This window comes from Mesorhizobium sp., from assembly GCF_004962925.1.
In the GTDB taxonomy this organism is placed as follows: Bacteria; Pseudomonadota; Alphaproteobacteria; order Rhizobiales; family Rhizobiaceae; genus Mesorhizobium.
In genome coordinates, this window is sequence record NZ_SUEO01000270.1 from 1 (window position 1) to 7,460 (window position 7,460).

Sequence of the window (7,460 nt, forward strand, 5' to 3'; positions counted from 1 at the left end):
CCCCGGCAGATATTGTCGCGCGACCAGCTGTGCAGGCTGGCCCACAACCGCGACCTCGAGCCGGGCGACCGGAGCATCGACATCCGCATTACCCGACTGCGCAAGAAGTTCGAGACCGAACCCAACGCGCCGGCGGTCCTGGTGACGGTTCGCGGCGAAGGCTATGTCTACGAGCCCGTCCAGGACGAGGCGCGACGCCGCTAGAAGAAGATGAGACTAGAAGAAAACGGGCTTGTGGCTGGGACGGATCATAGCCGTTCATTGCCGAGCCTTGCCACAGGCCGGCGCGCCCTGCGAAATTCCCTTCGCAGGCTTCGAGCCGTGTCGCGTACGACCGGGATGGTCCAGCGCGCGGTCATCGTCGCGATCAGCAGCCCGGCAACTGGATCGATGAAGCGGGCGATCATCGTGCCTTCCCAAATCATCGCTGTTGCGAGCGACGCCGCAATGAGCAGGTTCGACGAGAGCTTGTCCGAGAACAGGCAGATTTGCGCGCGGGCCAGCGCGGAAGCGGCAGCCATGTTGCGGGCCTTCCACCGGCGCAGGATCCAGAAATTGACCGCCGCGTAGGCCACGTTCAGGCTCATGGCGAGAACAACGCCGGAGCCATGCGGTTCGACACCGCCGGCCGCGATCCGCTGGACCGCAATGCCGGCGACGATAGCCATTGAAAGGCACATGCCGACGGCAGCAAGCGCGTTGACGAGCGTTTCAGCCAGGGCTGCTCGCCGCTTGCTCATGCCCAGTTTCTTGCTGCCGCCAGCCACGATCGCGACGGTGACCAGCACCAGCATGTCGATCAGCGTCAGCGCGAGATCGGCGCGGATGGTCAGCGACGTGGACGTCGCCGCCGCGTACGCAGTCAAGAGAAGCCCCGGAGTGCCGGCCAGCACCGCCAGGCGTGCGGTCCGGGCCGCCGTCGCCTCGCCGCTCGATCGGTCATTGGTTTTTCGCAAAGGTTGCATCGCCAGAAATCTCCTCGTTTCTGGCGTCACCGATGACGCAGGGATGTTGCTCGGATTTGCCGATTTGCCTGCTGAAGGTTTCCTTTGTGTCGCCGCACCGGGCGCACGCCGCGAAGGGTCATTTGAGGGGATGCTGACGCGGGGCGGCATGCCTTTCTGCATGACGACGAAGCAGACGCTCGCTCATCGAGCGCAGGACCGGGCGGATCGCAACAACTGAAACAATTCGGACGGAATTCAGCATTCGTCCGAAACACTCGGGAGAGAGAAACCGCCTTATGGAGCGAACCCCAATGGGACGGCTCCGCTGAAAACGAAAAAGGAAATCAAGATGAATCGCTTCAAGACATACCTGGCTGCTGCCTCGGCAATGGCCTGCCTCGTCGCCCCGGCCAGCGCCGCGGGTCCGATCGTCGCGAACGGCAAATCGCTGAACGGCCTAGAGAAGAATTCGCTGACCAGCAACTCGTTGACCAGCAATTCGCTGACTAGCAATGGCCTCGGCGTCTATGCACTTAACGGCGTGCATGCCGAGGGTGTCGTTCTGGCGAAAAGTCTCGCTCCGACCGACAAATCCGTTGTCGACCCGAACTTTCGCGGTTTGCCGGCTGTGCAGAAGGGCAATGTCCAATCCTCGACCGCCAGCAAGCAAAGCAATGGCCTTCCGTCTGCCCAGCACGGCACCGGCAGCGGTGCCGGGACCAACCCTGACCGACCGAGCCCCACGCCGAGGCGCTGAGGTCCAGACCCCAGGTGTCCGTCATCGATGGAACGGATGGCTTTGTGCTGTCCGTTCTCATTGGCCGCGCTTCACTCGCAAGATATGCCGTCAGAAACCAACAATGTCAGCCCACCGAAACCGCCTCGCCCATATCGGTCGCCACGCATTGGTCGCCGTCGTCGCAGCCATTTCCAGCATGGCCGCGGTGCCTCTTGCCGAGGCCGGGACCGGAGAAGCAGCCAGCTCGATCTCGGTTGTCGGCACAAGGTTCGAGGTAACGACGGCAGACGGTCGCGTTGTCCCTCAAGAGGATCTCGTCGGCGCTGTTCTGACGATCGGTGACGGAAAAGACCAGATGCCGCTGCGCATCGACGCGGTCGAGATCGATCCGAGGAATCCGGATGGCGGGATCATGCTTTACGCCATGTCGACCCGCGACGCGGCTACCGGCGCATGGCGCAACATCTGCGAACCGGACGTCGAGGGCCGGCGCATGGGCTTTCCGTTCGCTGGCACTTGGACGCAGGATGGTCGGCATTTGCGGTCCGACACGGCGTTCAGCATCACCTGCACCGGCGGCGCGCAGGCGAAATGCGTGCGCTTTGGATATCGGCCTTGGGAGACGTCGCCGGACGGCACACCGCTGTGGGATCATCATCAGGCATGCACCCGCATGATCCGCGCCGACTATTGCGGCGATGGCGTCGGCCATACCCGCAATGGGACGCCGATCGTCATCTACGATCGCAAGGGCATTCAGCAGGACGAGGCCGCGCCTGATATGTCGTTCGAGGCGGCGTGGGGTGCCGACGGCGCGCTGTGCGTCAGCCACACGAGAATACCCGACGTGCTCACGATGGAGGGGCTGGCGGCGATCTGCCCGGGTGTGCGGCAACAGCCGCGGACAGCGTGTGAAGGCGATGCCGGGGCGCTGATCCTCAACCGTTCGATCGACCCGCGAACGGTTCAGGCTGCAGCGGAATAGTCAACTACGGAAGGTTTACTGGGCTAGTCGGAGTAAGGATGTCCCAGATGGTCAACGCTTGCGCTCGTTCAATTGAGGCTCGCAAGCGTTAGACTTTTCGCGCCACCCCTCCTCACCCTCCCACCTGCTTGGTGCGCTTGGCCGTGTCGACCTTGGCCCGCGCCTCCACCGCCTTCTCGATCTCGCGCTTCAGCTCGTCCTTGATATCAGCCGTTTCGGCCAGCAATGCATCGATCTTCATGAAATCGAGCACCCGGTATTTCGACACTGCCGGGCGGATCAGAATGTCGGGCCGGCTCTGCATCAGCTTGGCGGCGATGATCGACTGCATCATCAATTGCGTTGCGCCGAACATCAGGTCGACGGAGGTCGGGTATTTGCGCCCGCCTTCGGTCGGTGCGCCGACCACGTCGACAGCGATGATGATGTCGGCGTCGAGTTCGATCAGGTCAAACGGCACCGGATTGTAGATGCCGCCGTCGATCAACAGCGTGCCGTCGCGCATCACCGGGCGGAACACCGCGGGAATAGCCGCCGAGGCGGCCAGCGCCGAGTGCAGGTCGCCCTCATCGAGCACGGCCAGCTTATGGCCGAAGAAATCCGTCGCCGTCACCTTCAGCGGTATGGACAGTTCGGCGAAGGTTTCGGGAATGGCGTCGGGCAGGAATGCCTTGAGAATGCGCTCGACATTGAACTGGCTGACCCGCAGTCCGCCTTGCAACACCTCGGCGAAGGTGCCCGGCCGCGCCCGCCACATGCGCGTCGCCACCTCGGCGCGGCGGCTGAGGATCGAGCGCGTATAGGCGTGCATGTCCTTGCCCGTCATGCCCGACGCCATGCAGGCGCCCATGATGGCGCCGATCGACGAACCTGATATGGCAACCGGTCTTATGCCTAGCTCGTCCAGCGTCTCGATGACGTGAATATGCGCCAACCCACGCGCGCCGCCGCCGCCAAAGGCGATGCCGAAGCTCGGGCTCATTCCTTCTTGGCCTCGCCGAGCTTCGGTCCGACGACCATGATGGCCGGCTCGGCGGAGAGCAGCTTTTTCGCAGCCGCCTTGACCTGATCCAGCGTCACCGCGTTGATGAGGGCGGCGCGCCGCTGCATGTAATCGATGCCGAGCTTGTCGAGCTGCATTTCGAGCAGCGTCGCGGCAATGGCGCTGGACGAGTCCAGATTGTTGATGGCGTAGGCGCCGATCATGTATTTCTTGGTCGCGGCCAGTTCCGCTTCGGTCGGCCCCTCCTCAGCCATGCGCCTTACCACCTCGCGCACGACAGCCAGCGTCTCCGCCGCCCGGTCCGAGCGGGTCGCTGTGGTGATGGACAGTGCGTTGGCGTGCTGATGGTCTACCAGGTCGGAACTGACGCTGTAGGCCAGGCCGCGCTTTTCGCGCACCTCGTCGAACAGCCGCGATGTGAAGGCGCTGCCGCCGAGAATCTCGTTCATCAGCACTGCGGCGAAGAAGTCCGGCGCACTGCGCTTGACGCCGGGATAGGCCAGTTGCAGCGAAGTCTGCGGCTGGTCGTAATTGACTTCGAGCTGCTGATTGAGTTTCGGATCCGTATCGGCGACGGGCGCGAGCGCCTGGTGTTCCGGCAGGCCGCCGAAGACCATATCGAGCTTTTTCTTCAACGTCTCGGCATCGATAGCGCCGACCACCGCCACATGCAGCCCGTCGCGGGCGAAATTCGCCTTGTGAAACGCGATGAGATCCTTCGGTGCGATCGTGGCGATGCTTTGCCTGCTGCCTTGGTCGGGTCGTGCATAGGGATGTGTGCGGTATAGTGCTTCCAGCCATTTGCGCTGGGCGACCGTGTCGGGGTCAAGCTCGTTGGCGATGATGCCGGACAGCACTTGCGCGCGGATGCGATCGATTGGCGCCTGGTCGAAACGCGGTTCAGTGACCGCCAGCCGCAACAGGTCGAACGCCGCGTCCCGCTGCTCGGCCAGCATGCGCATCGAACCGTAGGTGCCGTCGCGCGCCGCCTCGAAGCTCATCTCGGCGCCGACGTCGTCCAGCTTTATCTGAAAGGCCTCGCTGTCGAGATCGCCGGCGCCCTCGTCGAACAGGCCGCTCATCAGATTGGCGAGCCCTTCCTTCCCAGCGGGATCCTGCGTCGTGCCGCCGTCGAAGACGAAGCGGATGGCGACGAGCGGAACGGAATAGTCCTCCACCAGCCAGGCGGTGATGCCCTTCGACGACGTCACCTCCTGGATGCTCATGGCCGCGCGAGCGGAAAGCGCCGGCAGGACGAGGAAGAGCAACGAGAGGAGCAGGGTGATTAACGGGGTGGCAGCGCGCCACGCAGAACTCACTTTATGCAAATTATTGGGTCCAACTTCGGTTCGAGACAGATGATTGCCGAAGTCGGCGCCGCCCCTCATCGCCCTGCCGGGCACTTCTCCCCGTATAGTGACGGGGAGAAGGGGGCTGGCCGCAACCTCGGCGCGCTTCCTGCGACGCTGGTGATTGGCGAAACCGGCAACGACAGCGCCCCTCTCCCCGTCACTATACGGGGAGAGGATGCCGGCAGGCAGGTGAGGGGCAACGCCAACGCTCAAGCTTGTCATCAAATCAATTCCCTGCCTGTGTCTGCGGCAAGAGATAGCCTGATGTCGAATGGTTGAGATTGAGGTAGCGCGCGGCAACCGCCTTGACTTCGTCGGCGGTGACCTTGCGGATGCGGCCCGGCCATTCCTCGACGTCCCTGACGGTGCCGCCGGTGGCGAGCGTCGCGCCGTAGATATTGGCCATCGAATCCTGCTTGTCGCGGGCGAAGATCATCGAGCGGACGAAACGATCCTTGGCCTTCTCCAACTCGCCTGATGTGACGCCGTCCTTGGCGATGCGGGCGACCTCGACCTCGACCGCCGCTTGGACGTCGGCCAGCTTGGCGTCGCCGCGCGGTGCGCCATAGACGGTGAAGTTGCTGGCATCGAGCATGGTGCCCTGGAAGAAGGCGCCGGCTTCGGCGGCGATGCCTTGCTTGACGACCAGCTGCTGGTGGAGCCGGCTGCGGCTACCGCCGCCGAGGATCTCCGCCAGCAGGTCCAGCGCTTCGGCTTCGCCCGGCTTTGCAGTGTGATAGGAGGGAACCACCCATTGCGTCGAAAAGTTCGGCACGCTGACACGCGCGTCAGTGAGCGTCACGGTGCGCCTGGTGTTCTGCTCGGGTTCGACCGGACGGATGCGCGGCGGCAGGTCTGGACCACGCGCGATCTTGCCATAGGTCTTCTCGGCCAGCGCCTTGACGATTTCCGGCTCGACATCGCCGGCCACCACCAGCACGGCGTTGTTGGGCGTGTAGTACTTATCGTAGAAGGTTTTGGCGTCGGTGCGGTTCAGCTTCTCCATCTCCTGCATCCAGCCGATCACCGGAATGCGGTAGGGCTGGTTCTGCCAGAGTGTGGCGTCGACCTCCTCGCCGAGTACTGCCTGCGGATTGCTGTCGATGCGCGAGCGGCGTTCCTCGAGGATGACGTCGCGCTCGGTGGCGATGACATCGTCGTTGAGGATGAGGTTGCGCATGCGATCGGCCTCGAAATCCATCATCTGCTCGAGCGCCTGTGGCACCACCGTCTCGTAAAAGGCGGTGTAGTCATAGGAGGTAAAAGCGTTGTTGGAACCGCCGATGGCGGAGACGGCGCGGTCGAACGCGCCGGCCGCATGATTGGTCGTCGCCTTGAACATCAGATGCTCGAAGAAATGGGCGATGCCGGACTTGCCCGGCGGCTCATCCGCGCTGCCGATCTTGTACCACACCATATGGGTGACGATCGGCGCGCGGTGATCGGGGATGACGACAACCTCCATGCCGTTGTCGAGCAGGAAATCCGTCACCTTGCCGTCGTCCGGCTTGGTGTCGGCCAGAACCGGGCCGGTCATCATGAGAGCCAGCGCCAAGAGCGTTCCGCGCAGCCATTCAGCCTGAGATGTCATCAATGGCTCCGGTTGTCATGGGGTGGGACGATAGGCGGGGATTGCGAAACAGGCAAAGTGATTTGTTCGTCATTTTCGCGCGCAAAGGCGGCCGAACTCAGGCGGCTTCGATGAAGCGGATGACGGTCTCGCCGTAGTTGCGCTCGTCGACAACCGAAAAGCCCGGCCCTGCCTCGAAGGGCGCCACCGCCGCCTCCTCGACGACGCAGAGCCCGCCGGGCGCGAGCCAGCCGCCAGCCTTGGCCGAGCGCAAGGCACGCTCGCCCAGGCCTTTGCCATAGGGTGGATCGGCGAACACCAGGCCGAACGCGGCCATCGTGCCCGGCTCGCCCAAAGCCGTGGCGTCGCGGCGGAATATCTTGGTGCGCCCGGTCAAGCCGAAGGCCTCGACATTGGTGCGGATCAGGCCGCGCCCTTCGGCCGATTCCTCGATGAAGACGCCGTAAGACGCACCGCGTGACAGCGCCTCGAGGCCGAGCGCACCGGTGCCGGCGAACAGGTCGAGCACGCGCGCGCCGTTCAGCCTATCGGGGAAGCGATGCGCCAGCACGTTGAAGACAGCCTCGCGGGTGCGGTCGGTCGTCGGGCGGATGGCGCTTGAACGGGGCGTCGCCAGCGGACGCCCGCGAAACTCACCGCCGACGATCCGCATTGTTTCCCCTTGATCCCCCAGGCCCACTGCGTGGCCGATCGCCATCAGTCTTGCCGGAATTTGGGCGTTCGCCACGCGGCTTGCCGAACGGCTTTGCGCCTCCGGGTTTTCCACCTCCCGGTCCACTGGCGGGCTTGCCATAGGACGGCTTGAACGAGGCTTTGCGTGCCTTGGCTTCGGCTGCCTTGGCG

At 63.8% G+C, this 7,460-nt stretch carries 9 protein-coding genes; 4 read left to right on the forward strand and 5 right to left on the reverse strand.

Annotated elements, in window-relative coordinates; translation table 11 throughout:
* A partial coding sequence (locus tag E5W87_RS32055; RefSeq protein WP_292406948.1) for a winged helix-turn-helix domain-containing protein occupies positions 1-204 on the forward strand: 204 nt, incomplete at its 5' end.
* 44 nt (positions 205-248) lie between these two features.
* Here the strand turns inward: E5W87_RS32055 and E5W87_RS32060 are convergent.
* Positions 249-866 (reverse strand): hypothetical protein, encoded by a 618-nt coding sequence (locus tag E5W87_RS32060; protein ID WP_292406951.1) that lies wholly within the window; start codon positions 864-866, stop codon positions 249-251.
* A gap of 13 nt (positions 867-879) precedes the next feature.
* Here E5W87_RS32060 and E5W87_RS32065 point away from each other — a divergent pair, with 13 nt between their 5' ends.
* The 3 genes from E5W87_RS32065 (at position 880) to E5W87_RS32075 (ending at position 2,671) form a co-directional block, all read left to right on the forward strand.
* Complete coding sequence (locus E5W87_RS32065) at positions 880-1,185, forward strand: hypothetical protein (protein ID WP_292406954.1); 306 nt, start codon at positions 880-882, stop codon at positions 1,183-1,185.
* 111 nt (positions 1,186-1,296) lie between these two features.
* Positions 1,297-1,704 (forward strand): hypothetical protein, encoded by a 408-nt coding sequence (locus E5W87_RS32070; protein WP_292406957.1) that lies wholly within the window; start codon positions 1,297-1,299, stop codon positions 1,702-1,704.
* 103 nt (positions 1,705-1,807) lie between these two features.
* Complete coding sequence (locus E5W87_RS32075) at positions 1,808-2,671, forward strand: ADYC domain-containing protein (protein ID WP_292406960.1); 864 nt, start codon at positions 1,808-1,810, stop codon at positions 2,669-2,671.
* A gap of 112 nt (positions 2,672-2,783) precedes the next feature.
* Here E5W87_RS32075 and E5W87_RS32080 read toward each other — a convergent pair whose 3' ends face one another.
* The 4 genes from E5W87_RS32080 to rsmD form a co-directional block, all read right to left on the reverse strand.
* Entirely contained in the window at positions 2,784-3,653 is an 870-nt protein-coding gene (locus E5W87_RS32080) for a patatin-like phospholipase family protein (RefSeq protein WP_292406962.1), read from the reverse strand.
* Positions 3,650-5,248 carry a pitrilysin family protein gene (locus tag E5W87_RS32085; RefSeq protein ID WP_292406965.1) on the reverse strand — a complete coding sequence of 533 codons (1,599 nt, stop codon included), beginning with the start codon at positions 5,246-5,248 and terminating at the stop codon, positions 3,650-3,652. The genes E5W87_RS32080 and E5W87_RS32085 overlap by 4 nt, the downstream gene beginning before the upstream one ends.
* A gap of 4 nt (positions 5,249-5,252) precedes the next feature.
* Entirely contained in the window at positions 5,253-6,617 is a 1,365-nt protein-coding gene (locus E5W87_RS32090) for a pitrilysin family protein (RefSeq protein WP_292406968.1), read from the reverse strand.
* Positions 6,618-6,714: 97 nt separating this feature from the next.
* Positions 6,715-7,269, reverse strand: coding sequence for a 16S rRNA (guanine(966)-N(2))-methyltransferase RsmD (gene rsmD / locus E5W87_RS32095; protein ID WP_292406971.1), 555 nt, complete (start codon positions 7,267-7,269; stop codon positions 6,715-6,717).
* Between the last annotated feature and the right edge of the window lie 191 nt (positions 7,270-7,460).